General features: G+C 60.1%; 25 protein-coding genes and 2 pseudogenes. 6 read left to right on the top strand and 21 right to left on the bottom strand.

The features are described 5' to 3' along the window. From B5G40_RS15360 to B5G40_RS15400, 10 genes and pseudogenes are all read right to left on the bottom strand, one after another. On the bottom strand, window positions 1-725 hold a 725-nt coding region (locus B5G40_RS15360), incomplete at its 3' end, for a lactate racemase domain-containing protein (RefSeq protein ID WP_143383442.1). Window positions 726-759: 34 nt separating this feature from the next. Then, on the bottom strand, window positions 760-1395 hold the full coding sequence (locus B5G40_RS17415; RefSeq protein ID WP_242959464.1) for a hypothetical protein: 636 nt from the start codon (window positions 1393-1395) through the stop codon (window positions 760-762). 104 nt (window positions 1396-1499) lie between these two features. Continuing rightward, window positions 1500-1853 (bottom strand): annotated as a pseudogene (locus B5G40_RS17420) (iron-containing alcohol dehydrogenase); the annotation flags it as partial. A gap of 12 nt (window positions 1854-1865) precedes the next feature. After that, window positions 1866-3344, bottom strand: a complete 1479-nt coding sequence (locus B5G40_RS15370) for a tripartite tricarboxylate transporter permease (protein ID WP_087400467.1) — start codon at window positions 3342-3344, stop codon at window positions 1866-1868. Between the two features lie 15 nt (window positions 3345-3359). Next, on the bottom strand, window positions 3360-3836 hold the full coding sequence (locus B5G40_RS15375) for a tripartite tricarboxylate transporter TctB family protein (RefSeq protein ID WP_087400469.1): 477 nt from the start codon (window positions 3834-3836) through the stop codon (window positions 3360-3362). 83 nt (window positions 3837-3919) lie between these two features. Further along, a complete protein-coding gene (locus B5G40_RS15380; RefSeq protein ID WP_087400471.1) occupies window positions 3920-4915 on the bottom strand; it encodes a tripartite tricarboxylate transporter substrate binding protein in 996 nt (331 codons plus the stop codon). Window positions 4916-4973: 58 nt separating this feature from the next. Continuing rightward, entirely contained in the window at window positions 4974-5675 is a 702-nt protein-coding gene (locus tag B5G40_RS15385) for a mannonate dehydratase (protein WP_087400472.1), read from the bottom strand. Continuing rightward, entirely contained in the window at window positions 5672-6577 is a 906-nt protein-coding gene (locus B5G40_RS15390; RefSeq protein WP_087400474.1) for a dihydrodipicolinate synthase family protein, read from the bottom strand. The genes B5G40_RS15385 and B5G40_RS15390 overlap by 4 nt, the downstream gene beginning before the upstream one ends. A 41-nt stretch (window positions 6578-6618) precedes the next feature. Beyond that, window positions 6619-8310: a dihydroxy-acid dehydratase gene (gene ilvD / locus B5G40_RS15395; protein WP_087400476.1), complete on the bottom strand. Its 1692-nt coding sequence runs from the start codon at window positions 8308-8310 to the stop codon at window positions 6619-6621. 18 nt (window positions 8311-8328) lie between these two features. Next, a complete protein-coding gene (locus B5G40_RS15400; RefSeq protein WP_087189354.1) occupies window positions 8329-9138 on the bottom strand; it encodes an IclR family transcriptional regulator in 810 nt (269 codons plus the stop codon). Between the two features lie 417 nt (window positions 9139-9555). Here B5G40_RS15400 and B5G40_RS15405 point away from each other — a divergent pair, with 417 nt between their 5' ends. Continuing rightward, on the top strand, window positions 9556-10329 hold the full coding sequence (locus B5G40_RS15405; protein ID WP_087400479.1) for a polysaccharide deacetylase family protein: 774 nt from the start codon (window positions 9556-9558) through the stop codon (window positions 10327-10329). 149 nt (window positions 10330-10478) lie between these two features. Here B5G40_RS15405 and B5G40_RS16995 read toward each other — a convergent pair whose 3' ends face one another. Then, a complete protein-coding gene (locus tag B5G40_RS16995; RefSeq protein WP_158099558.1) occupies window positions 10479-10637 on the bottom strand; it encodes a hypothetical protein in 159 nt (52 codons plus the stop codon). 80 nt (window positions 10638-10717) lie between these two features. On the opposite strand from B5G40_RS16995, the gene B5G40_RS17000 reads away from it, so the two are divergent. Then, complete coding sequence (locus B5G40_RS17000; protein ID WP_158099559.1) at window positions 10718-10930, top strand: hypothetical protein; 213 nt, start codon at window positions 10718-10720, stop codon at window positions 10928-10930. Between the two features lie 15 nt (window positions 10931-10945). Here B5G40_RS17000 and B5G40_RS15410 read toward each other — a convergent pair whose 3' ends face one another. The 3 genes from B5G40_RS15410 to B5G40_RS15420 all read right to left on the bottom strand — a co-directional run bounded on the left by B5G40_RS15410 (window position 10946) and on the right by B5G40_RS15420 (window position 12889). After that, on the bottom strand, window positions 10946-11272 hold the full coding sequence (locus tag B5G40_RS15410) for a hypothetical protein (protein ID WP_087400481.1): 327 nt from the start codon (window positions 11270-11272) through the stop codon (window positions 10946-10948). 175 nt (window positions 11273-11447) lie between these two features. Further along, complete coding sequence (galU, locus tag B5G40_RS15415) at window positions 11448-12320, bottom strand: UTP--glucose-1-phosphate uridylyltransferase GalU (protein WP_087270121.1); 873 nt, start codon at window positions 12318-12320, stop codon at window positions 11448-11450. Between the two features lie 41 nt (window positions 12321-12361). Then, window positions 12362-12889: a QueT transporter family protein gene (locus B5G40_RS15420; RefSeq protein ID WP_087400483.1), complete on the bottom strand. Its 528-nt coding sequence runs from the start codon at window positions 12887-12889 to the stop codon at window positions 12362-12364. Between the two features lie 218 nt (window positions 12890-13107). Here B5G40_RS15420 and B5G40_RS15425 point away from each other — a divergent pair, with 218 nt between their 5' ends. From B5G40_RS15425 to B5G40_RS15435, 3 genes are all read left to right on the top strand, one after another. Next, a complete protein-coding gene (locus B5G40_RS15425) occupies window positions 13108-13629 on the top strand; it encodes a transcription repressor NadR (protein WP_087400485.1) in 522 nt (173 codons plus the stop codon). Between the two features lie 140 nt (window positions 13630-13769). Continuing rightward, window positions 13770-15431: a Na+/H+ antiporter NhaC family protein gene (locus tag B5G40_RS15430; protein ID WP_087400487.1), complete on the top strand. Its 1662-nt coding sequence runs from the start codon at window positions 13770-13772 to the stop codon at window positions 15429-15431. Window positions 15432-15834: 403 nt separating this feature from the next. Further along, on the top strand, window positions 15835-17499 hold the full coding sequence (locus B5G40_RS15435) for a Na+/H+ antiporter NhaC family protein (protein ID WP_087400489.1): 1665 nt from the start codon (window positions 15835-15837) through the stop codon (window positions 17497-17499). A 142-nt stretch (window positions 17500-17641) separates the two neighbouring features. Here the strand turns inward: B5G40_RS15435 and B5G40_RS15440 are convergent, their stop codons facing one another. From B5G40_RS15440 to B5G40_RS15470, 7 genes are all read right to left on the bottom strand, one after another. Continuing rightward, complete coding sequence (locus B5G40_RS15440; RefSeq protein WP_087400491.1) at window positions 17642-18778, bottom strand: DHHW family protein; 1137 nt, start codon at window positions 18776-18778, stop codon at window positions 17642-17644. A gap of 15 nt (window positions 18779-18793) precedes the next feature. Further along, a complete protein-coding gene (locus B5G40_RS15445; RefSeq protein ID WP_087400493.1) occupies window positions 18794-20194 on the bottom strand; it encodes an MBOAT family O-acyltransferase in 1401 nt (466 codons plus the stop codon). 123 nt (window positions 20195-20317) lie between these two features. Continuing rightward, window positions 20318-21061 (bottom strand): DUF4358 domain-containing protein, encoded by a 744-nt coding sequence (locus B5G40_RS15450; RefSeq protein ID WP_158099560.1) that lies wholly within the window; start codon window positions 21059-21061, stop codon window positions 20318-20320. Between the two features lie 120 nt (window positions 21062-21181). Then, on the bottom strand, window positions 21182-22645 hold the full coding sequence (locus B5G40_RS15455) for a sensor histidine kinase (RefSeq protein WP_087400496.1): 1464 nt from the start codon (window positions 22643-22645) through the stop codon (window positions 21182-21184). Between the two features lie 4 nt (window positions 22646-22649). Continuing rightward, window positions 22650-23126 carry a hypothetical protein gene (locus B5G40_RS15460; RefSeq protein ID WP_087400498.1) on the bottom strand — a complete coding sequence of 159 codons (477 nt, stop codon included), beginning with the start codon at window positions 23124-23126 and terminating at the stop codon, window positions 22650-22652. Further along, window positions 23123-23809, bottom strand: coding sequence for a response regulator transcription factor (locus B5G40_RS15465; protein WP_087400500.1), 687 nt, complete (start codon window positions 23807-23809; stop codon window positions 23123-23125). Before B5G40_RS15465 ends, B5G40_RS15460 begins: the two co-directional genes overlap by 4 nt. Window positions 23810-23820: 11 nt before the next feature. Next, entirely contained in the window at window positions 23821-24384 is a 564-nt protein-coding gene (locus tag B5G40_RS15470) for a hypothetical protein (protein WP_087400502.1), read from the bottom strand. A 356-nt stretch (window positions 24385-24740) separates the two neighbouring features. On the opposite strand from B5G40_RS15470, the pseudogene B5G40_RS15475 reads away from it, so the two are divergent. Continuing rightward, a pseudogene (locus B5G40_RS15475) lies at window positions 24741-25347 on the top strand (hypothetical protein); the annotation flags it as partial.

A 25347-nucleotide genomic window follows, 5' to 3' on the forward strand; every position in this document is an offset into this window, starting at 1 on the left:
TGCATACCGATCTCGTCGAACTTGGTGCGCATCAGGGAGTGGCCGGACACGGGGGTGAAGTCGTCCCGGTGCATGACCTTGGGCACATGGTGGCTGGCGATGCTCCGCCAGTGGGTGATGCCGGTGGCGCAGTGCTTGTAGCCGCCGGAGTAGCCGCCGTAGGGGTTGCCCTGGGTATGGCCGATGAGGATGGGAATGTCGCAGTCAAAGACATACTTGTTCATCAGCACGGGGTCGCCCCGCTTGGTGGTGCCCAGGTCCACCATGTGCTCGTAGTCCTCGGAGTCATGGCTGGTGATCTGGTTGGTCCAATAGAACTCGTTGAACAGCTCCTCGCCCAGGATCTGCTTCATCTCGGACACGGTGGCACGGGGATGCAGGCCGTTGGAGAACATGAACAGGATGTCCTTCTTCTCCACGCCGGCGGCGTACAGCTCATCCAGGCAGGCCCGGATGGACACCTTCCGGTGGGAGGTGGGCTGGTTACCGCCCTTCACAATGTCGGGGATAACAAAGACCACGGTCTTGCCGGGGCCGGCCAGCTCCTTCAGGGGGGGCATACCCATGGGGTTACGGATGGACTCCAGGGTGGCGTTGTACAGGCTGTCCCAGTCCTGGGGCAGGCACTCAGGGTCGGGCACGGTGGTGCCCGGGATGAACACGTCGGTATTGTCGGGCAGGTTGGCGCTCATCAGGCCGTGGCCGTATTCAAAATCAAGCTTCATAGATGATCTCCTTATTGATGCAGATGGGTTTGGATTATTTCAGACCGTGGAAGAGCAGCGGGGCCTGGGCCTGCAGCCGCTCCAGTTCCTGGGGATCGGTGACAGGCATATGTTCCGCCAGGAAGGCAAAGAGGGCGTCCCGCTCCTCCGGGGTATCGGCCAGGCCCAGCTCCTCCAGACAGGCGGGCAGTTCAAACCGCCGCAGGAACCGGTCCAGAGCCTCCTGCTCCGTCCGGGGGGCGCCGTTGACAGCCAGCTGGTAGACTAGGCTGGCCCCCACCAGCTCCCCGTGGAGGAACCGGGAGCGGATCTCCGGGCGGCAGGTGCAGAAGTAGCTGTACAGGGAGTGGCTGATGGCGGCCTGTTTGCCGCCGCAGGCCATGGCGGAGATCAGTCCGGTGAGCTGGAGGGCGGCACAGATGCAGTCCTCCGTCATGGGGTCCTCCCGGCCCTGCTCCAGAGCTTCATACACCGCTCCGCCGGAGGCGAGCAGCAGGTCATAGGTGCTGCGGGCCAGCAGGCGGGCGCTGTGGGAGAAGGCGTTCTGCTCCCACTGGCCGGAGTGGAGGATGTTGTAGCTGATCTCGGGGTATTTGGCCATGGCATCCAAAAAGCCGATGATGTTGTATATGGGCGGGCAGTCCCGGACCAGAATGTCCAGGTCGGCCACCACGGCGAAGGGGGATAGCGGGACCAGTAGTTGCCCACAAAGGCCCCCTGGTCGGTGTATTCCACCGCCAGCCAGGCGGAGGCGGCACAGGTGGCCGCCGAGGTGGGGACGGTAATGACCCGCACCTCCATCAGGTCGGCGGCGATCTTGGCGGCGTCAAGAGCCCGGCCGCCGCCCACGCCGATGACGGCGTCCGCGCCAAAAGCCCGACCGGCCTCCGCCGCTGCCCGGTAATTGGCGGGGCAGCAGCCGCCGGAAAAGAGATGGACCTGCCAGGTGATTCCATGCCGGGCCAGAAGGTCAGTGACCGCCTGCTCCACCTTGGGCCACACCTGACAGTCGGCCAGGATCCATACACGGGTGCCAAGTAAAGCGGCGTCCTCCCCCAGATGAGAGAGGACGCCGCTTCCCTGGTAGTATCTTCCCGCGCAGAGTTGGATGAGGGTTCCACTGCGCACGAGATGACCTCCTTATTGCGCCGCCTTGCGGGCAGCCAGCTTTTTCTTAACGTAGGGGAACAGCAGCATAAATACAGACAGCAGAATGAAGAAGCAGCTGATGGGAGAGGTGAAGAAGGTGCCCCAGCTGCCCTTGGACACGATGAGGGCGCGGCGCAGGTTGGACTCGCACAGCTTGCCCAGCACCAGGCCGATGACCATGGGAGTCATGGGCATATCCAGCTTGGTCATAAAGTACCCGAAGATACCCACGCCCACCATGAAGATGGCGTTGAAGGCGGAGTAGTCGATGGCAAAGGTGCCGATGACGCACAGGACCACCAGAATGGGCACCAGGGTGCTGGTGGGGACCCGGGTGATGTTGACAAAGCCCCGGATAAAGGCCCGGCCCTGGAGGTACATGAAGATGTTCACGATGATGAGGCCCAGCATGATGGTGTAGACCCATTCGCTGTGCTGGGTGAAGAGCTGGGGACCGGCGGCAATACCCTGCATGGTCAGCGCGCCCAGCAAAACGGCGGTGTTGGTGTCGCCGGGGATGCCCAGGGTGAGCAGTGGGATGAGGGTAGCGCCGGTGACGGCGTTGTTGGCCGACTCGGAAGCCACCACGGCCTCCTCGGAGCCGTGGCCGTACTCCTCGGGATGCTTGGAGGTGCGCTTGGTCTCGTTGTAGGCCAGGAAGGAGGAGATGGCGGCGCCGGTGCCGGGCACCGCGCCGATAAACACGCCCAGGATGCTGGACTTGAGCAGTACCATTTTATATTTGAGGACATCCAGGAAGGAGACCTTTTCTTTTTCTACCTTAACTGCCTTGCCGGCATCCTTGTTCATATCCCGCGCCTTGGCCATCAGTTCGGTAATGGCAAACAGGCCGATGAGCACAGGAATGGTGTCGATGCCGCCGGCCATCCGGTTGATGCCGAAGGTGAACCGGCTGACGCCGTCCATGGGATCGATACCGATACAGGAAATCAGCAGACCCACAAAGCCCATCAGCAGGCCCTTGATCTGAGACTTGCCGCCTACGCTGGCGATGATAGTCAGACCGAAGAGGGAGAGGGCAAAATACTCCGAGGGCCCGAAGCGCAGGGCAAAGCTGGCGATGGGGGGCGCGGCGAAGATGAGAACTATACAGCTGAACAGACCGCCGATGGTGGAGGCTGCCAGTGCGTCATGAAGGGCCTTCAGGCCGTGGCCCTTCTGTGCCATGGGATAGCCGTCCAGAGAGGTGGCCGCCGACGCGGGGGTACCGGGGGTGTTGATGAGGATGGCGGTGATGGAGCCGCCGTAAATACTGCCGCAGTACACGCCCAGCAGCAGCATCACGCCGGGGATGGAGGCCAGGCCGTAGGTCAGAGGGAGCAGCAGGGCCATGGCCATGGTGCCGGTCAGGCCGGGCAGCGCGCCCACCACGATACCGCCTGCCAGGCCCACATTGATCCACAGCAGATTCTCCAGGGTGAAGAGACTGCTTAAAACTTCCAAATACACAGAATCATACCTCCTTTATGGCAGCCGGACAGACAGTAGGAAGGTAAATCCGGCCCAAATGGCCACAGCCACCACATAGACAATGGGGTAAGCCCAGATCTTTTTGACCCGGAACAGCAGCAGAATGGCCGTGGCGGCCAGGAGGGTGGAGGGGAAATAGCCCAGGAACTCAAATACGGCGGAATAGACCAGAATAATGACTGCCAGGGCAATGGCACGAAGCTCATCCCGAAGCGCGGTTTTACGCTCCTCGTCGGTGGTATAGGTGGTTTTGGTGTCGCTTCCTGCGGCCTTGCGATGCTTGACCAGGGTAATGGCCAGCAGGGCCAGACTGAGGAGTACCATGCAGGTTCCGATGAAATAGGGGAAGACCCGGGGGCCCATCACGGATACGCCGGGATCATCAATGGTCAGTGGAACGGAGATCAGCACAAACGCGCCAAAGATCAGAAAAACAAAGGAAGCGATCAGATCTTTCTTATATTGGCTCATAGAAGTTCTCCTTTTGCTGGATTCCTTTCATGGGGAGCGGGCCAGGCCCGCTCCCCGTGGAAGAGGTGGAAAACAAGGGAGGATTAGGACTCACCGGCCAGCAGAGCCTGGTTGACGGCGGCCTCGTCCTTGATCCGCTGAACCATCTCATCGGTGGTCATGGTCAGGGGCAGCAGCTGGTTGGCGTCGCAGAACTCCTTGTACTCGTCGGTGGCGGTGATAGCGTTGAGGGTCTCGGTGATCTTGGTCACGATCTCGTCGGGGGTGCTGGCGGGCACCATGAGGAACGTCCACACGCTCATGGTCACGTCATAGCCCATCTCCTTAAAGGTGGGGATGTCCTTCAGGTTGTCGCGGGGATCCCGCTCGTCGTTGAAGATGCCCAGAGCCACAGCGTCGCCGGACTCCACATACTGCATGACCTCGCCGGGGTGGCCTACGCACACGTCAATGTGGCCGCCCAGCAGGGCCGCGATGGTGGGAGAGCTGCCGTCATAGGAGATACCGGTGGCCTCCACGTCGGTCATGCTGAAGAACTGCTTCTGGGAGAACTCCATCAGGCTGCCGCTGCCGGAGAAGCCGTAGGTCACGGCGTCCTTGGCCAGCAGGTCCTCGATGCTGGTGATACCGGAGTTCTTGCCGGCGATCATGATGATGGGCTCGTTGGACAGGGCGGCCACGGGGATGAAGTCGTCGATGGTGTAGTCCACATCGCGGACGTAGGGCTGGAGGGTAAACACGCCGATGGCCTCCTGGCACAGGGTGTAGCCGTCGCCGGCGGTGTTCTTGAACTCGGTGGTAGCCACGGTGCCGCCGGCGCCGCCGCTGTTCTGTACCACCATGTTCACGCCGAAGTAATCGCTGCCGGCGCCGATCTCAGAGACGATACGGCACAGACCGTCGGAGGTGCCGCCGGCATCCCAGGGGCAGACAATGGTAATGGTGCTGCTGGGGTAGTTGTCGGCAGAGCCGCCGCCGGAGTTGGTTTCCGTGGTGCCGCCGCCGGACTGTCCACAGGCGGCCAGAGGAAGGGCAAGAGCAAGAGAAAGGGTCAGAGCAGCGATTTTCCTTTTTTTCATGTGATTCATCCTCTTTTCTGTGTAGTTTGAATATCGTTTTACCGCGTCTGCGGCGGGATTACAAAAGTTTGCAGATGGCCTCCCACAGTCCACTCAGGTAACACACCCCCATAGCCCGGTCGTACAGACCGTAGCCGGGGCGGCCCTGTTCGCCCCACACCATTCGACCGTGGTCCGGGCGGATGACGCCGTCAAACCCGTTTTCCCGAAGGATACGGAAGAGGGCGGCCATGTCGATGTGGCCGGAGGCGCTGAGATGACCGCTCTCATGGAAGGACTGAGGCCCGTCCAGAGCCACGTTGCGGGCGTGGACGAAGGGGACCTGTCCCCGGCTGCAAAGCGCCTGAGCGATGGCGCACACATCGTTTTGGGGACTGCTGCCCAGGGAGCCTGTACACAGGGTCACGCCGTTGGCGGGCAGATCCACGATACGGCAGATCTCCAGCAGGTCCTCCAGGGTGGAGACGATACGGGGCAGGCCGAACACCGGCAGCGGCGGGTCGTCGGGGTGGATGGCCAGCCGGATGCCCAGCCGCTGGGCCTCAGGGACCACGGCCTGGAGGAAGTAGCGCAGGTTTTGCCACATTCCCTCCCGCCCCAGCTGGCGGTAGCGCTCCAGCAGCTCCTCCTCCGGCCACAGCTCACCGGCGGGGATGTGGTAGAGGGAGGTCACCACCTCGGTCACCGGCGGAATCTCCCGGATGTGGTCCAGGGTGATGGCATCCGATGGACCGTACCAGCGAAAGCCAAAGCTGGTCATAGGCAGTCGCCCAGAATGGACCGCACGCCGTTCTCCACCACAGCCTCCTCCTCAGGAGTGAGGGCGCGGAAGGGGAAGCGGGGGGGACCCATGTGGAAGCCCTGCATCTCCAGCATCTTCTTGTGGGACATAATGGGCATGACCTTGCGGACCAGCCCCCGGAGCTGGAGCAGCTGTTTCTGGACCTGGCGGGCCTGGTCCAGACGGCCGGCCTGGTAGTGATCCCAGAGCTGCTGGCACAGGGCGGGGAATACCGCGGCCATGGCCACGATGCCGCCGTCGCCGCCCGACTGCAGGACGGGCAGCACCTGGGCGTCGTTGCCGGTGATCAGCTCAAAGCCCTGGGGCAGATCCAGACACTGGAACTCCTGGAAGGTGATGAAGTCCATGCTGCTGTCCTTCAGGCCCACCACATTGGGGCAGGTGTCGCACACCTGCTGCACCACCCGGGGGGTGATGGGGTTGTGGGTCATGCCGGGGATGTTATAGAGGTAGAGAGGCAGGGAACCGGACAGCTTGGCGGCCTCCTGGAAGTAGGAGACCAGGGCCGCCTCATCGTAGGGGTGGTAGTAGGGGGCTGTGACGGAGGCCGCGTGAGCCCCCTCGCTTCTGGCCCAGGCAAACAGGTCGGCCATATCGGCCTTGTCCATGGCGGTGGTGTTGAAGAGGATAAAGGTGTCGTCAGCGGCCCCTTTAATGGCCGCGGTGAGCAGCTTTTTCCGCTCCTCCAGGGTCAGGTTGATGAATTCTCCCGAGGTGCCGTAGACGAACACGCCCCGGATACCGGCCTTGGTGATAAATTGGGTGAGTTTGGTGTATTCCTCGTAGTTGACGCTGCCGTCCGTGTGAAATGGGGTGAGCTGTGGGGCCGAGACGCCCCGCAGGCTGGGGGACTGTGACACGGAGACCGCCTCCTTTCCTTGATGCGGTGAGAGATCGGGGCTTAGTCCAGAATGGCGCCTTTAGCGGCCGGCTCCACGTGTTTGGCGTAACGGGACAGATACCCCTCGGTGACCTTGGGCTGGTGGGGGGGAAGAGCGGCCAGACGGGCGGCCAGCTCGTCGTCACTGAGACGGACGGAGAGGGTACCGGCGTCGATGTCGATCTCAATGATATCGCCGTCCCGGACTGCCGCGATGGGGCCCCGGCGGGAGGTCTCGGGAGAGACGTGGCCAATGCAGGGACCGCGGGTGGCGCCGGAGAAGCGCCCGTCGGTGACCAGGGCCACCGACTCGGAAAAGCCCATGCCCACCAGCGCGGCGGTGGCGGTGAGCATCTCCCGCATACCGGGGCCGCCCTGGGGGCCCTCGTTGCGGATGACGATGACCTCACCGTGCTGGATGCTGCCGCCGTAGATGGCCTTGACGGCATCCTCCTCACACTCGAAGCAGTGGGCCGGGCCACTGTGCTTGCGCATCTGGGGTGCCACGGCGGACTGCTTGATCACAGCGCCGTCGGGGGCCAGGTTGCCCTTGAGTACGGTGATGGAACCGTGGTCGCTGTAGGCCTGATCCACCGGATGGATGACCTCCGGGTTGTGTTCTACCACATCCGCCACGTTCTGGCGGTGGGTGCGTCCGTTGACCGTCATCTGGTCCAGATCGATAAGCCCGTCCAGCTCCCGCATCACCGCGCCCACGCCGCCGGCCTGATCCAGGTCCAGCATGGTGTGGGTGCCGGAGGGCTTGATCTTGGCCAGATAGGGGGTGTCGGCGGACAGGCGGCCCATGTCCTCCAATGTCATGGACAGGCCTGCCTCATGGGCGATGGCGGGCATATGCAGGGTCATGTTGGTGGAGCCGCCCACGCTCAGACCCACCCGCACGGCCAGCTCCAGCATCTTCTGGGTCACGATGTCCCGGGGGCGGATATTCTTCTCCACCAGACGTACGATGGCCTTGCCGCTGAGTTTGGCCACCCGGTTTTTCTTGCCGCTGACGGCGTGGGCGCAGGCGCTGCCCGGAAGGGTGAGGCCCAGGGCCTCCGCTACCACCGACATGGTGTTGGCCGTGCCCATCATGGCACAGGAGCCGGGGGTGGGAGACATGAGCCCCTCCATGTACTCATATTCCTGACGGGAGAGCTCCCCGCGGGTGAGCTTACCGGCCATCTCCTTGAGCTCGTAGGTGGCGTAGGTGCGGCCCTTGTAGACGGCGGGCATCATGGGGCCGCCGGTGACGATGACCGTGGGCAGGTTGACCCGCAGGGCCGCCATCAGCATGGCGGGCACGATCTTGTCACAGCCGCCGATGAGCACCAGGCCGTCCAGCTGATGGCCGGCGGCGTACACGTCGATGGAGTCGGCAATAATCTTCCGGCTGGGCAGTACGCTGCACATACCCACGTGGCCCTGGGAGAAGCCGTCGCAGATGGAGATGGTGTTGACCTCGAAGGGGATGCCCCCCGCCTCCAGAACGCCGTCCCGCACCAGCTTGCCCAGCCGGTCCAGATGGACGTGGCCGGGGTGCATCTCGTTATAGGTGTTGATGACGCCGATGAAGGGCTTGGACAGGTCCTCATTGTCCAGCCCCATGCCCCGCAGATGGGCCCGGGGGCCTGCCATACTCAGACCGTTTACCACCTTGGAACTGGGATACTCGGGATCTTTATAAATGAGATCCAGTGTCTCTTCCATGGAAGCTGCCTCCTTGTATCAGGATGATTTGGAAAGCTGGATGGGATAGCTGCATCCCAGCTTTTCGGTGATTCGGGCCGCGCACTGGAGCAGCTCCCTGCCGTAGGAGAGGGCCTTTTCCAGTGAAAAGCGGTAGTCGGGCGCGGCAATGCTGATGGCGGCCGGCGCCTGGTTGTCCACATCGAAAATAGGAGCGGCGATGCAGACCACGTCGGTGTGGTGTTCGTGGTTGTCCACGGCGTAACCCTGAATCCGGATGACCTCCAGCTCCCGCAGGAGACTCTCCGGATCGGCCAGGGTCTTGGAGGTGTACCGGGTCAGTTCGGTGTGCTCCAGATAGTTTTTCAGCCAACTCTCCGACTTCCAGGCCAGCAGGGCCTTGCCGCCGCTGGTGCAGTGAAGAGGAATGCGCTTGCCAACGGCGGAGTGGAGGCCCACCGAGTTCTTGGCACCCAGTTTGGCCAGATAGACCGCCTCCCGGTCCTCTTCTCCAATCAGGTGGATGGTCTCCAGACTCAGGTTGTTCAGATAGGTCATCTCCGCCTTGGCCGCCTCATAGAGGAAGTTGGTCTTTTGCAGCTGAAGGGCCAGCAGACGGGCCTCGAAGCCCACACGGTAACATTTCCGGGCGTCATCCTTTATTACAAAGCCGCAGTGCTGCATCTCCTGGAGGATGCGGTGGGTGGAGCTGGGCGGAATACCGGTCATGGCGGACAGCTTGGCCAGGGGAACCTCTTCCTCGCTTTCAGCCAGAGCAACCAGCAGCTGCAGCGCCTTCATGGAGCTGTACATCCGCATCATTTCGTGCAGTTCCTTGCCCCAATGCATACAGAAACCTCCTTCGCATGGGATTCTATATATGGAAAATTGTATTTATATCTGGTTTTCTAATTGCATGGCACACTCTCCCGAAATTGATTTCAAGTGAGAAAAGATACCGGATTATTCTAGAAAATGGATATTTAAAAGAGGATTTTAAATATAGAAATGAGACCAAATAAAAAGGGAGGATTTCCTCCCAGGCGCATTCTAAATACAGAAAGACAGTTCCAAATTGCACAAAAAGATCGGGTATATTTTGTCGCGGTGTATAAGTGAACTTTCACAAAAGAACGTGATGATAGAGTAAGGGGAATTAGGTAGTATTTCCAATGCGCTGTAAAAGAGGCCGGGGGGCTGTCTGCCGATTCTGAACCGGAAGATCTTGTCATAGTCTGTACCAATCAAATGGTAGGAGGTACGGGAATGAAGATCATTTTGCTGCGGCGAAAGCTGCTGGCGGTGCTGGCCTGTGTGTTGGCGGCCGCCGCCATGTTCTACATCGTCAATTATCCGGAGGTGGTAAGCGCGGCGGCTACCAAACGGCAGCTGCCCATCTACTGCGTCCAGCGGGATCAGAAGATGGTGGCTATCTCCTTCGACGCGGCCTGGGGAAATGAGGACACCCAGCAGCTTATCGATATTCTGGGCCAATACCAGATCAAGGCCACCTTTTTTGTGGTAGGGGAGTGGGTGGACAAATACCCGGAGTCGGTGAAAGCGCTCCACGAGGCCGGTCATGAGATCATGAACCACTCCAACACCCACGCCCACTACAACAGCCTGTCCACGGAGGAAATCATTGCCGACGTGTCGGCCTGCAACGACAAGATCGAAGCCATCACCGGCGTACGGCCTACCCTGATCCGCTGTCCCTACGGGGAGTATGACGACCATGTGATTGCCGCCATCCGCTCCATGGGTATGGAACCCATCCAGTGGGATGTGGACAGCCTGGACTGGAAGGAGATCCCGGCGGACGAGATCACCCAGCGGGTGGTGAGCCGGGTGTGCCCGGGGTCTATCGTGCTCTTCCACAATGCGGCCATCCACACGCCAGAGGCCCTGCCCGGGATCATCCAGTCCCTGCTTCAGGAGGGGTACACATTTGTGCCCATCTCCCAGATCATCCTGCCAGGCACCTGCGGCACAGACTATACCATCGACCACACCGGCCGGCAGCAACCCTGTGAGGGGTAAGTCCCGGCCTGATAACGGAATGCTGCCCATGGTTCAGGGCCTGCCGCATTTCTTGCGGCAGGCCCTAAATTAATATCTTTAAATAAACGGAAGATATTGCATACGGAGGAAGATGGTTCCAATGTGTCTATGCTGTAAAATGGACTGGTTTATTCTGGTGTCAAATAGCGGGCAACCGCAATGCTCTGCTGCTGGATGGAAACTTGCTGAGTGCTTTCAGCTGCCAGCGCTCCGGGCATGGCCCCTGTCAGGAGGGCCGCCGCGCAGAGGGCGGAGAGCAGCTTTTTGGGCAACTGGATCCGTTTCATCAAAATTCCTCTCTTTCTTTTTTAGGTAGCGCTGCGGTACAGGAAGATGCCGGCGGCGGAGGGCAAGGCAGTCAGTTTGTTTGAATCTTCTGCCGGTCCGGCAACCAGATCCCACGGAAAGGAAGCGCCTGCGCCTCCGCCGCTCCAGCCTGTGCGAGCTTGCCGCTCACGACAGTAAGAGCATTGGAGGAGGGGCGCGGTTTTATTTTTTTGCGATCTTTTTTTCAGAAAATTTGAAACCCGACTTTGCGCATAAAAAGAACCAGACCAGCGACAACTGGCCTGGTTCTTAAGTTATAAAGGAAATTTTATTGCTGAATAGCGGATCTCAGCTTCTCTATGGTTTTCTTGACCGACTTTTTGGGGATGGAGGCGGTAATGCCTTCCAGGTCCCGCTCCTTTCCGCCCACGGAGCCGACGCCCATCTGTACCCAGCCGGATACCACCAGTGTATTACCCTGGTACTCGAGCTTGATGTAGTGCATGGCGGTCATAAGGCCGGTTCCCTTTTTCCACACCACTTCCCGGTTATAGTCGATCTCCCGGTAATCATCGGCAATGAGGATATTGCGTGCGATTTGGTCTACCACCTGGGGAGGCTGATGAAAGTCAATTCTGAAGGTTGTTCTTGCCATACTCAAAACTCCTCTCTGTTGCAGTTGATTTGTGGCAGCGGCCGACAGACGTTTCCATTATTATAGTACATCAGGAACAATGTGGCAAGGATGGAAGAGAAGCGAAATAAAAATGGCCTGCGCCTTAGGGCGCAGGCCAAAGAAGTTGTATACAGCAGCGGCGGCAATCCACACATTACCGCAGGCTCTCTGCCTTTTCCTTAATAAAATGGCTCAGCCAGGAGGCTGTCGCCTTGTTTTCCAGGGCGAAATCGATGGTGGCCTCCAGGAAGCCGCACAGGTTGCCGGTATCGTACCGGCGGCCCTCAAAGTCCACGGCTACCATCCGGCTCTTGCGGCAGAGCTCCCGCAGACCGTCGGTGAGCTGGATCTCGCCGCCGTAGCCGGGCTTCAGGTTCTCCAGAATGTCGAAGATCTGGGGGGTGAGCACATACCGGCCCAGGATGGCGTAATTGGAGAACATCTCCTGGGGGGTGGGCTTTTCGTTCATGTCGGACACGTCGAAGATCCGGTCCTCCAAAGCGGAGATCTTCACAGAGGAATAGCGGGAGATGGCCTCGGTGGACACCTTCTGGACACCCACAGCGGAAGCGCCGTATTTCTCGGCTCCCTCGATAAGCTGGAGGGTCACCGGCTTTTCGGCCCGCATGATGTCGTCGCCCAGCAGCACGGCAAAGGGTTCGTCTCCCACAAAGCGCTTGGCCCGGTAAATGGCGTGGCCCAAACCCTTGGTCTCCTTCTGGCGGACATAGAAAATGTTGGCCAGATCGGCGGCCCGGCGGACCTCCACCAGCTCCCGCTCCTTGCCGGCCTGGAGCAGACGGGTCTCAAGCTCGGGATAGTAGTCGAAGTAATCGTCCATGGCGGATTTGGCCCGGTTGGTGACGATGAGGATGTCCTCGATACCGGAGGCCACCGCCTCCTCAATGATATACTGGATTACGGGCTTGTCCACCATGGGAAGCATTTCCTTGGGGACAGTCTTGGTGGCGGGGAGCATCCTTGTCCCCAGACCAGCGGCGGGGATGACGGCCTTGCGGACTTTCATGGGGAATCCTCCTTGTTTGTTGTAAGACTGAGGGCATCGCCTCAGCGGGCAGCCAGGCGGCGCTCGGGGATCATGGTGCGGAAATAGCGGATCTTGGGCAGGGCCAGCAGCAGTACGGAGCCCAGCACATAGCAGGCCAGAGCTTCGCCCACCACGAAGGTCCACATATTAAAACCATAAGCGGCCCAGAACGTGCTGTTGACAGCGCCTGCCTGCGCCCAGGCCCACATTGGGGGCAGCAGCAGGGCGTTCATTACGATGGGGGGCAGGGCGGCCAGATACCAGCGGGGCATTTTGGCGCTCAGAAAAGCGGCGATAGCGGTGGCCAGAGTACCCACCACCATGTCGATAGGTCCGTAGGGGGAGAGAATGTTGGTCAGCAGACAGCCCAGCGCCAGGCCCGGCGCGGTGGCCGGGAACAGGAACGGCAGCACGGTGAGGGCCTCTCCCAGACGGACCTGGACAGGTCCGAAGGTGAGCTGAAAGATGTTGCCAAAATAGCAAAGGACGAAGTAGACGGCGGCCACCATGGCGGCCAGGGTAAGATCACGGGTGGTAGATTTGCGCATGGTTGATTTGGAACCTCCATTTTCGTATTTAGAGAACGGCGGTGAGTCCCGCCGAACGAACGCGGCACTGCCGCGCTTGGACCGGGTGTGGAAACCAGTCGGTCACATTCTAGCACAATCCCTGTGGAAAGGCAAGGGAAGGCGGCCTTTCCGGCGCTGATTTACAGGTCCGGAAGAACCTGCTATACTGATTGAAAAAGACAAAGGAGGAAGCGGTGATGGAACGATCCGCGGCACAGGAGCGCCGGAAGGCGGTGGAGCAGATGCTGGAGGAGGCCGGGGGGCCGGTGAGCGCCACGGCGCTGGCCCGGCGGTTTTCGGTGAGCCGCCAGATCATTGTGGGGGACGTGGCCCTGCTGCGGGCGGCCGGGGCGGATATCGTGGCCACCCCCCGGGGCTATGTGCTGGGCCGCCGCCCCGCCGGGGTGGAGCGTACCGTGGCCTGCGTCCACGCTCCGGAGGAGATGGAAGCAGAGCTCAACGCCATTGTGGACGCCGGGGGCGAGGTGGCAGACGTAATTGTGGAGCACCCGGTCTATGGTCAGCTCACAGGCATATTGGGGGTGCGTTCCCGATATGATGTACAGGAGTTTCTCCGCCGGGTGGCGGCGGACAGCGCCAGACCCCTGTCTGATCTGACGGGCGGTATCCATCTGCATACAATTCGGTGTAAGGATGAAAAAACGTTGCAAAGGATACAGAATTCCCTAGAAAAAGCGGGGTTTTTGCTGGATATGTAAATTGGAAATATATATGAGTCGAAAGTTATGTTAAATTTGCCGAAAAAGTATTGCCAAATTGTGAATGATGGTGTATTATAATGAACGAATCCTTGGGTTGGGGAGGCTTTTAGGATTCGAAATTATAAGGGAGGGTTATTATGAACTCACCACGAATGCAACGCTTCGGAAGAATTCTGCTGGTCGTCTTTGCCTTGGCCTGTGTCCTGATGACGGTTGCCTGCGCTGAGGGCGAGGAGCCCACCGCCGCCGCCTGGGGCACCATCGCGTCCCTGCTGCCCCCCGTGGTAGCCATTGTTCTGGCCCTGATCACCAAGGAAGTGTATTCGTCCCTGTTCCTGGGCATCATCGTGGGCTGCCTGCTGTTCACCAACGGCAATCCCATCGACGCCCTCCAGGATTTCGTGTCCCGCCTGTGCAACAATGCCGGCGGCAACATGGGTATCCTGATGTTCCTGGTCATCCTGGGCACCATGGTGGCCCTGATGATCCGCGCCGGCGGCTCCAAGGCCTACGGCGACTGGGCTGTGTCCCACATCAAGACCAAGTCCGGCGCTCTGTGGTCCACCTTCATCCTGGCCATCGTGCTGGGCGTGGACGACTACTTCAACAACCTGACCACCGGTAACGTGATGCGTCCCGTGGCCGACGGTCACCACATCTCCCGGGCCAAGCTGTCCTATATGTGCGACGCCACCGCCGCCCCCGTGTGTATCATGATGCCCGTCTCCTCCTGGGCCGCGGCCGTCACCGGCGTTATCAACAACGAGGAAGTTGGCTTCCAGATCTTCCTGAAGGCCATTCCCTATAACTACTATGCCATCCTCACCATGGTCTTCATCATCGTCATGACCAGCCTGAACATCGACTACGGCCCCATGAAGAAGCATGAGGACAACGCCGCTAAGGGCGACCTGTACACCACCCCCGAGCGGCCCTTTGCCGACACCGCTGAGATGAAGTTCAACCCCGCCGGCAAGGTGATTGACCTGGTCATCCCCGTGATCGTTCTGGTTGTTTGCTGCGTAGGCGCCATGGTTTTCGTGGGCTATCAGAACGGCGGCCACGACATCCTCACCGCTTTCGCCAACACCGACGCTTTCTCCGCTCTGCCTCTGGGCTCTCTGATTGCCCTGATCATCAATATGGTTTTCTTCATGGTGCGCCGCTCCATGAAGTTCACCGAACTGATGGACTGCCTGCCTGAGGGCTTCAAGCAGATGGTTCCCGCCATCCTGATCCTCTGCCTGGCCTGGACCATCGGCGACGTGACCAAGGCTCTGGGCGCTCCCGAGTTCGTGGCCGGCATCGTCTCCGGCTTCGGCGACAGCCTGCACAACTTCCTGCCCGCCGTGGTATTCCTGATCGCCTCCTTCCTGGGCTTTGCTACCGGTACTTCCTGGGGCACCTTCTCCATCCTGCTGCCCATCGTGATCCCCGTGTTCGCCGGCGTGGACGCCACTGCCCTGACTGTGGCTGACATCGGCCCCGGCCACGACATCCTGATGATCGCCATCGCTGCCACTCTGGGCGGCGCGGTTATGGGCGACCACTGCTCCCCCATCTCCGATACCACCATCATGGCCTCCTCCGGCGCTCAGTGCTACCACCTGAACCATGTGGCCACTCAGCTGCCCTACGCGGTCACCGTGGCGGCGGTCTGCTTCTTCAACTACATCCTGGCCGGCCTGATCCAGAACGTGTTCGTCAACCTGATTATTGCCGTGGTCTCCATGGCGGTTGTCCTGTTCATCATCGGCAAGGTCAACCACTCTATGACCACCCACTCTCAGCGCGACTGAGCGTAGCGCCGACAAGTCCATATGGGAACCATCACCCCCGCCGCTCCGTACGGCGGGGGTGATTTTTTGTTTTAGAGGAACCTAAAAATAAACTTAATAGTTTAAAATATGCACAAACTGGTGTGTAAAAAACCGGCTGCGCCTACGTAGTTCCGCCTAAACATCTAGGCAAAAAGAAACCTTCTTCCTATCAGGAAAGGATTTTATAGGAATAAAATGGAATAAAAAAGAAAAGTGTATGGATTATATGCCCAAAAAAATGTACATTTTTCTGTGCGCCCCTACAAAAATGTGCAAAATGTCAAAAATACATTGTCAATTTAATGACAATTTTGTTATGATACGTCTCGAGTCCTTGGGTTGGGGAGCTTTAGGATTCACCGATCTTATTAGGAGGGCTGATATGAATTCACCGCGTATCAAACGATCTGGCAAGATCCTGCTGACCCTGTTTACCCTGATTTGTATCCTGGCAACGGCGGCTTTCGCCGAAGGCGATTCCACCGCTCAAATCGCGGCTTGGGGCACCATCGCATCTCTGCTGCCTCCCGTGGTAGCCATCATCCTGGCACTCATCACCAAGGAAGTGTATTCTTCTCTGTTCCTGGGCATCATCGTGGGCTGCCTGCTGTTCACCAACGGCAATCCCATTGACGCCATCCAGGATTTCGTGTCCCGCCTGTGCAGCAACGCCGGCGGCAACATGGGTATCCTGATGTTCCTGGTCATCCTGGGCACCATGGTGGCCCTGATGATCCGGGCCGGCGGCTCCAAGGCCTACGGCGACTGGGCCGTCAAGCACATCAAGACCAAGTCCGGCGCTCTGTGGTCCACCTTCATCCTGGCCATCGTGCTGGGCGTGGACGACTACTTCAACAATCTGACCACCGGTAACGTGATGCGTCCCGTCACCGACGGCCACCACATCTCCCGCGCCAAGCTGTCCTATATGTGCGACGCTACCGCCGCTCCCGTTTGTATCATGATGCCCGTGTCCTCCTGGGCCGCGGCTGTCACCGGTATCATCGGCAACGACGAACTGGGCTTCCAGATCTTCCTGAAGGCCATTCCTTACAACTACTACGCCATTCTGACCCTGGTGTTCATCATGGTTATGACCAGCCTGAACATCGACTACGGTCCCATGAAGAAGCACGAGGACAACGCCGCCAAGGGCGACCTGTACACCACCCCCGAGCGTCCCTTCGCCGGTGTGGAGGAAATGAAGTTCAATCCCAACGGAAAGGTCATCGACCTGGTGATCCCCGTGATCGTGCTGGTAGCCTGCTGCGTGGGCGCCATGATCTATGTGGGCTACCAGGGCGGCGGCACCGACCTCATCAGCGCCTTTGCCAACACCGACGCCTTCTCCGCTCTGCCTCTGGGTTCTCTGATTGCCCTGATCTTCACTATGATTTTCTTTATGGTGCGCCGCTCCATGAAGTTCACTGAGCTGATGGACTGCCTGCCTGATGGCTTCAAGCAGATGGTGCCCGCCATCCTGATCCTCTGCCTGGCCTGGACCATCGGCGACGTGACCAAGGCTCTGGGCGCTCCCGAGTTCGTGGCTGACATCGTCTCCGGCTTCGGCGACAGCCTGCACAACTTCCTGCCCGCCGTGGTGTTCATTATCGCCGCGTTCCTGGGCTTCGCTACCGGCACCTCCTGGGGTACCTTCACTATCCTGCTGCCCATCGTCATCCCGGTGTTCTCCGGCGGCGTGGCGGCTGCCGATCTGACTGCCGATCTGATCAACGGCAACGAGATGCTGATGATCGCCATCGCTGCCACTCTGGGCGGCGCGGTTATGGGCGACCACTGCTCTCCCATCTCCGATACCACCATCATGGCCTCCTCCGGCGCTCAGTGCTACCACCTGAATCACGTGGCCACTCAGCTGCCCTACGCGGTCACCGTGGCGGCGGTCTGCTTCGTCAACTACATTCTGGCTGCTTTCGTCCAGAACATGATCCTGAACCTGCTGATTGCTGTGGTCTCCATGGTGGTGGTGCTGGTTGTCATCGGCAAGGTCAACCACTCTATGAATATCCACTCTCAGCGCGACTGATTCCTTACCGGTGGAAGGGGAAGGAAGATAAAAGGCCGGCCCTCACAGAGGGCCGGCCTTTCGTTTATGGAGACCTGACGCAGCGCGGGTAAGTCCAAAGCAAAAAAAGTCCGGCCCCTTGGGGGCCGGACTTTTTGGTTGCTCAGCGGGTGATCCAGAACAGGTTGGTGTCGGTGACAAAGTTGGGGACGCTGTAGAGGACCAGAGCCTGATCGATGCCGTTCTGCTGGATGTAGTCAGCGATGGACAGCTTGTAGTAGCGCAGGTCGATCAGGTGGATCTCGGAGAAGTGGGGGGTGAGGAAGGGCACCAGGGAGTCGGCGTAGGAGTCCCGGATGATGAGCAGCTTAGGCTTGTCGGTATTGGGAGTCTTAACCACGCCAAGAGACTGGTTGCCGCCCAGGAACATGGAGTACTTATCCTTCACGGAGAGGAAGGAGGTATCGTACAGGGCCCGGGGCACAGCCACCTGGTTGCCGGTGCTGTCATAGGTGTAGCTGGTGACGGTAATGCCGGTGTCGGGCACATAGGTGGAGATGGTGTCGGGGCTCACCCAGCGGACGCCGGAGGAGGAGAATACCGTGCCGTAGAACTCAGTGGAGCGGATGGTCTCGGTGTAGGTGTCCAGAGGTACGGGGGTGTAGCCCAGGGCCTCTGCCAGGCCGGTGTAGCCGTAATAGGCGCCCAGGCTGGTCCAGTGATGGTCGGTGCGGTAGAAGATACTCTCATCCTTGTGCTCCCACAGGGGGCTGTACAGATCCGCCCAGGTGGCGCCGGGCACAGCCGCCTTGGCCTGGTCCAGCAGGCCGGTCTGGCTGGCATTGGGGGCCCCGTCGGGCAGCCGGCCGGCCCAGATGCAGGCCTGGGTGGGAATGAGAGAGAAAGTTACCGGGATATCCACATTTTCCACAAAGTTGTTCACATAATTCAGATTCTCCGCTACCTTGGCGGCATCGGGCTGGTCAAACCGGGTGATGAGGGTATCCTGGTCGCAGAAATAGACATCGTTGTTCTCGTGCTTGCCCAGGATCCGCTCGCTGGAGGACTTCAGGGCAATCCACAGGTCCCGGCCCACAAACTGGTCGGTGGTGTAGGTCTCAAAGTCCTTCATAAACTGACCGCTCAACAAGCTGTCCACAGACAGCTTGGGCATCTGTTCCAGATTGCGGTTCTCCATTTCGGAGAACTCCCGGCTAGGAGTAGCGGCGTTGGCCACCAGGAACAGCCCGATAAAGGCACAGAACAGAGCGCTGATGAAGATGCAGTATTTTTTCGACATAATCAGAACCTCCAATCAGAAGCGGAAATAGAGGAAGGGATTGTAGGTGGCGTCCACCAAATAGGCGGTGGAAAGAATCAGACCGGCCAGCAACACCACCGGCAGCACCACTTTCATGGGCTTCTCCGGCAGCTTTTTCCACAGCTTGGTAGCCAGCGGAGTGGCGGCCACGGCGCCGATGATCAGCATGGGCAGGAAAGAGGTGAAGTAGTACGCCACGCTGGGGGAGGCCAGACCGGCTGGAGCAAAGCCAAACATGGCAGACAGGTAGGCGCCCATATGACCGAAATCCTCCACGGCAAAGATGGCCCAGCTGACCAGCACCAGGAACAGAGTGTAAATGTGCTGTACCACAGCGGGACACTTCTCCAGCAGCTTGCCCAGGAAGGCCTTCTCCAGAATGATGAGGGCGGCAAAGTAGAGGCCCCAGATCAGGAAATTCCAGCTGGCGCCGTGCCAGATGCCGGTGGCGGCCCAAACGACCAGCAGGTTGAAAAACAGCCGGGGCTTTTTCACCCGGTTGCCGCCCAGGGGGATATACAGGTACTCCCGGAACCAGGAGCCCAGGGAGATGTGCCACCGGCGCCAGAACTCGGTGACCGACTTGGAGATATAGGGGTAGTTGAAGTTCCGCAGGAACTCGAAGCCCAGCATCCGGCCCAGGCCAACGGCCATGTCGGAGTAGCCGGAGAAGTCGAAGTACAGCTGGAGGGAGAAGGCCACCACGCCCAGCCAGGCGCCGGAGACGGTGAGCTGGTCGGTGGGCAGAGCCAGATAGACATCCCAAAGCTTGCCGATGTTGTTGGCCAGCAGCACCTTCTTGGCCAGACCCACCACAAACACCTGCACGCCGGAGGCAAACTGCTCCGGGGAGTGGGTGCGGTAGGTCATCTGGTCGGCCAGCTCTTTGTACTTGATAATGGGACCGGCAATGAGCTGGGGGAACAGGGTAACGAAGGTACCGAAGCTGACAATGCTTTTCTGCACCTCCGCGTCTCCACGGTAAATGTCCACCGGGTAGGTCATGGTCTGGAAGGTGTAGAAGGAGATGCCGATGGGCAGCGTCAGGTTGAGCACCGGCATACCAACGCCGAAATGCTGGAAGGTTCTGGCTACCAAATCCCAGTACTTAAAGAAGAACAGGATAGCCAGATTGAGGACCAGCGCCACCGCTACGGCGATCCGGGCGCCCTTGTCATCGCCTTGCAATTTTCGCCGGGCCACGATCAGGCCGCAGAAGTAGTCCAGCACGATGGTGAAGATCATCAGCAGGATATACTTGGGTTCGCCCCAGCCGTAAAAGATCAGATTGACCACCAGCAGCCACAGGTTGCGCCATTTCAGAGGGGTAATGTAATAGACTAATAATACAATGGGTAGATATAGAAACAAGAAATACAAACTGGAAAAGACCAACTGCTCACCTTCTCTTTGTAGATTTCAGGAAAGATGCCCGGCAGGCTTGCCCTGCCGGGCGCTGAAATGATTATAATGGGTACGGCACCAGAGTGCAACTTCTATTCTACCCAAAAATGCGGATTATTTTGTGTAGCTGTTGAAAATGGTGACCGCATCACCGGCATACTCGCTGATGGCGAAGAGCACATAGTTGCCGTTGGTGACCAGCTTGTAGTTCTGTACCAGTTCATACTGCTCGGGCAGATACTGGGACCACTGGGCGTCCAGATCGGCCTGCCGCTTGGCAATACCGGCCTTCACGGTGTCCATCTTGCCGTCCTTCACCTTGGCGATGAAGAACTCGGTAGAGTGGACGCCCATGAGGGGCATCATGCACACATACTCCTCCAGGTCGGAGGCGCTGATGCCGTACATGGCGGAGAGGGTGGCGTCGTCCATGGCGGTCAGGTTGGGCAGGCTCAGCTTGGAGATGTCATTCCAGGTAGACTGAACGGCGCTGGCCTGGGGTTTGCTCTCCGGCGTGGGAGTGGGGTTCACCGTGGGCTTGGGAGTAGCGGTGGGCTTGGTAGTGGGCTTGGGAGTAGCGGTAGGCTTGGTGGTAGGTTTGGCGGTAGGCTGAGCAGAGGGCTCGGCGGAGGGCTCAGTGCTCTCCTCCACGGGAGCGGAGCTCTCGGGCAGAGCGTCGGGGCTCTCCTCGGTGACGGGGGCGGAGTCCTCGGGAGAGGGCATAACGCTCTCAGCCACGGGAGGGGTGGTGACGGTGTTGGGGGTCTCAGAAATGCCGTCGTTGCCGCCGCCGCAGGCGGTCAGCATACCAAGGGTCAGCGTCCCGGCCAGAGCCAGGGCGAGAAAACGATGGTTCATAGGTGGATTCTCCTTTTCTGTTTTTTGTGATCGCTCTATTGGACGGTGGCGGCTGACAAAAAGTTCCCATGTTTCTGTAAAAAAACGCCCCCGCTCCGGCGGGGGCATTCGAGATTCCTTTCAGGCTGGGGCGGCGGGGGCGTCCATGGAATCCAGGGGCAGCACCAGCGTAAAGCGGGTACCCACCCCCGGCCAGGACACCACCTCAAACCAGCCGCCGTGGCGGTCGGCGATCCACTTGGCAATGGACAGGCCCAGACCGGCGCCGCCGGTCTGCCGGGCCCGGCTCTCGTCAGTGCGGTAGAAACGGTCAAAGATATGGGGCAGGCTTTGGGCGTCAATGCCCTGGCCCTGGTCGGCCACCGTCAGCCGGGCCAGGCCGTCCTTCCCCTGGACCGACAGGGTGATGCACCCCCGGGCGGGGGTGTATTTCAGGGCGTTGTCCACCAGGATGCGCAGGGCTTGCTTGATGAGCCCCTCGTCGGCCACCACCGGCACGGCGCACAGCCATTTCCCCTCCAACTGATGGGTGTGGTCCAGCATCTGGGTCTCCCGCAGTACCTCGGCGGCCAGCTCGGACAGGTCGCACAGCTGGGGATGGAAGGGGACAGAGTCGTTGTCCCCCCGGGCCAGGAACAAAAGCTGCTCCACCAGCTGCTTCATGGAGTCGGCCTCCTGGCGGATGGCGTCGATGGCCTCCTGACGGGTGGCAGGGTCGTCCTTGCCCCACCGGTCCAGAAGACTGGCGTAGCCCTGGATCACGGCGATGGGGGTACGCAACTCATGGCTGGCATCGGAGACAAACCGGGTCTGAGAGCGGTAGGCCTCGTTGATCCGGTCCAGCATGGCGTTGATGGCCTGAGCCAGCGCCTTCAGCTCCTTTTGGGCGCCGGTCACCGGAATGCGCCGGTCCAGATGGCTGGCGTTGATCTCATCCAGCTCCCCGGCCAGGGCCTGGAGCTCCTCCGGCGACATGGAGCCGCCCAGCCGGGTGGCGGCGGCGGCCAGATCCTGAATGGGCCGCAGGGTGCGGCGGATGGTGCCGGCGTTTTTGAACAGGTTGAGCACCAGACTGACCAGCTGGCAGATCAGCACCACCCGCCCGGCAAAGACAAAGAGGGCGGCAGGCCGGGACAGATCCAGGGTGATAGCCAAGTCTTGCCCCTGAACCTGGGTCACCAGGGTGTAGCTGGTGGGGCCGCCGGTGGAGAAAATCATCAGGGGAATGAGATGTACCGTTCCTGGATCAAACCAGCGCTGGTCCCCCTCAAGTGCCTGGGGGGAGGGAAGCCAGTGGGGGAGCAGGATACCGTTGGGGTCCCCTTCCGCTTCCGCTACGGAATAGCTGCCGGCGGACATCCATGCCGCGGCCTCCTCCGAGGGGGCGCCCTGTTTTTCCGCCAGAGCCTTCAGTTCCGCTGCCTGCCGGTCGGACCAGACGATGAGGCCGCCCCAGAACAACAGGATGAGCAGGATGTCCAGCAGAAGATAGATCCCCAGCAGCCGGAAAAAGAGCCGGGCATTGAGCCGGGCCACGATAGAGGACTTGATGGGGCCGGTGGGCCGGGAAGTTCTGGCAGCCATGGCCTTAACCCCGGAGCCAGTTCAGCACTGGCTCCAGCTGGGGGACGCTTACCCAGTCGGCGCCCCGTTCCATGGCCTCCAGGGCCTCCCGGGACTGAGAGTCGGCCTTTTTGGAGAGAATGGCCTTCATCATGGTCATCATCATTTTATATTTTCCCCGGACCCGAGCGGGGGAATAGCCGCCCCGCAGATAGAAGAGAGGCAGCCCGGTCCAGCGGTTGTCCCCGGCCAGCTTGGCCGGATCGCACTCCGGCGCCATGCCCACAGCACAGACGGCCTCCACCCGGAAGCGAGCGGCGGCCTTTTTCAGACCCTGGACCTTCCCGGCGCACAGCCAGCCCAAATAGAGTACCTGAGTCCCCTGGGGGAGCGTGCACTCCTTCAACTGGTGGAGGGGCAGGCCGGTCTGGTGGGAGAGCAGAGTGGCGTACTGGGCGGTAAAGCCGGTGTTACTGGTATAGACGATGGCGGAAACCTTCATTCCAATCCCTCCCGAATGACATAGCCCACACCCCGGACGGTGTGGATCAGTTTAATGTGGAACGCTTCGTCCAGTTTGGTCCGCAGAAAGCGGATGTATACGTCCACGGTATTGGTCTCGCCCATGAAGTCAAAGCCCCACACCTGCTCCAGCAGTTCCTCCCGTGAGAGGACCTTTTCCTTGTGCTCCAGCAGGCAGCGCAGCAGGTCAAACTCCCGGCGGGTGAGGGCCACGTTCTGGCCATTCACCGACACCAGATGCCGGTCCAGATCCATAGCCAGGGGCCCGACAGACAGCCTGTTGTCCGGTTCGGTCCGAGCGGGCCGCTTCCGCAGGGCGGCCCGGATACGGGCCAACAGTTCCTCGGTGGCAAAGGGCTTGGTGACATAGTCGTCCGCCCCCATATCCAGGCCGGACACCTTGTCCACCACCGTGTCCCGGGCGGTGAGCATGATGACGGGCACCTGGCTCTCCCGGCGCAGGCGGCGGAGCACCTCCATGCCAGAGAGGGCGGGCAGCATGATGTCCAGCAGGATCAGGTCGAACCGCCCGGACAGAGCCAGCTCCAGTCCCGTCCGGCCGTCAAAGGCCTTTTCCACCTGGTAGCCCTCGTAATTCAGCTCCAGCTCCACCATGCGGGCCAGCTTTTCCTCATCCTCCACCAGCAGGATACGCTCCTCCATGGCACATCACCTCATTGCTTGGATTGGTTCTTGTGGGCGGCCTGCTCTGCCTGGGCCTTGGCCCGCCCCACCGCGTCGCTGACGGTGTCGGCGGCGTGGTTGACCGCCTGACTTACTTCATTGCCGTCCAGATCGGGACCAGCAAACCGGTACCGGCAGCCCATAATGAGCCCTATAATAAGCAGGGGTACCGAGATCCAGAAGGCCAGCAGCACCAGAAGAATAAAAATCAGCAGCGGTATGGAGACGATGGGCTCTTCCCACCGCCATACCTCAAACCGGTTGGTGACGCAGCGCCGCAAGAAGCTGACAAAGGTCTCCCAGCCGCTTTGACCGGCGGCGGTTTCAGGCCGGGCGGGGCCCTCGTTGGGCGGGGGAGTAGTCTGTTCACTGCCGGGGCGGGTGGAGTAACGGGCACTCTGTCCGCCGTCCGAGCGGATCTTGCCCCGCTGCTCCAGCAGGATCAGGGCGGCCAGCAGATCGCCGTCCACCTCTTCCAGCACGGCTCTGGCCTCCTCGTAGGATACATCGGCCCGTTTCCGCAGCTGTTCCACCAATTCCAATGTGACATCCATGGGAACACATCCTTTCAACAGTACCAGTATACCCCGGGGCCGGTAAAGAGGGTATTTAGGCTGTCTTAAAATCCCATTAAAACCGGCAACATTATACCAGCCCTATGCTTTTGGTGCAAGCGGCGGCTTTACCGGGGGAGAAAACCATGCTATAATAACCGCAGCCCAAACAGCTGGGCTGTTTGGGGCCGCCTTTCAGGCGGCTGGGCGCGGCGAAACGCCGCGCACTGCGCTTGTTACACCATGGCCGAAACCGGCTGAGCCGGTTTTCGCCGCTCTGCGGCGCGCAAGCCGGAGCGGCTTGCAGCCATGGTATAATGCCGTCAGAAGATACATACGGAAAGGAGGGGACGGACATGGGCTGGAAAAAGCGATTGCTTACCCTGCTGTGCGCGGCGGTACTGGTGCTGGGGCCGGGGCTGGTGAGCACCGCCAAGGCAGATACGGTGGAGATCTACCTGATGGCGGAGAACGACCAGATGCTTACCTTGCCGCTGGAGGCTATGCCCACCTGGATCGGCGGCTCCCTGTACGTCCCCTATATCGCGTTTGACTGGACGGCCACCGGGGTCAACCTGGGGGTGTCCTACGGACAGATCCAGGGGGACAGTGGGAACAGCTTCATGCTGTACAGCCTCAGCGGTACCCTCACCTTTGACCTGAACGCCGGTACCTGCGTGGACCGGTCCGGCCAGCAGCTGGAGATGCGGGCGGTGTCCCGCAACGGCTGGATCTTTGTGCCGCTGGCGTCGGTGTGCTCCTACTTCGGCCTGCGCTACAGCTATACCCCCACCAATTACGGCACCCTGATCCGCATCACCAACGGACAGGAGCGGTTGGGCAGCGAGTTCATCCAGTATGCTCAGGACCCCATGCGCAGCCGATACAACGCCTATATGAAGCAGCTCTATCCCGATAACAATACCCCCCAGCCTTCTGTGCAGCCCACCCCCGCGCCAAGCC

The organism is Flavonifractor sp. An9 (assembly GCF_002161245.1).
Classification (GTDB): domain Bacteria; phylum Bacillota; class Clostridia; order Oscillospirales; family Oscillospiraceae; genus Flavonifractor; species Flavonifractor avicola.